The sequence below is a fragment of the Vibrio sp. HI00D65 genome, from assembly GCF_001635455.1.
GTDB lineage: Bacteria > Pseudomonadota > Gammaproteobacteria > Enterobacterales > Vibrionaceae > Vibrio.
Genome location: NZ_LWEH01000095.1, coordinates 1 through 378 on the forward strand (window position 1 = coordinate 1; position 378 = coordinate 378).

Below are 378 nucleotides of genomic sequence, written 5' to 3' on the forward strand. Positions count from 1 at the left end.
TTGATTGGAAAATGCCTCAACTAAAAGCCCTTTACCCTAGATGTGACTTTACTCAGACCGCTTCAGAAATGACTGAATGGCTACTTGAAGTGACGAAAGCTTGGCGCCCGTTCATTTGTAACGTGACTGAGCCTCTTAAGGCACTTCAAGTACAAGACGAAAACCTACTGTTTGAAGCTCAACTCGGTGCAGGTCGCGACTTGATTTACGGTGAATACCCTTGGACAACATCATCAAATGTGACTGCAGCTTACGCGGGTATTGGTAGTGGCTTACCTGCCCTTCGCCCTGAGCGCGTTATTGCAGTGGCTAAGGCATTCAGCTCATCAGTTGGTACAGGTACTCTGGTTACAGCAATGGAAGAACAAGATAGCTTCC

General features: G+C 47.1%; 1 protein-coding gene. It reads left to right on the top strand.

The window, feature by feature from the left end:
• The coding region (locus A3712_RS09850) for an adenylosuccinate synthetase (protein ID WP_197465809.1) at positions 1 to 378 on the top strand (378 nt) is incomplete at both ends.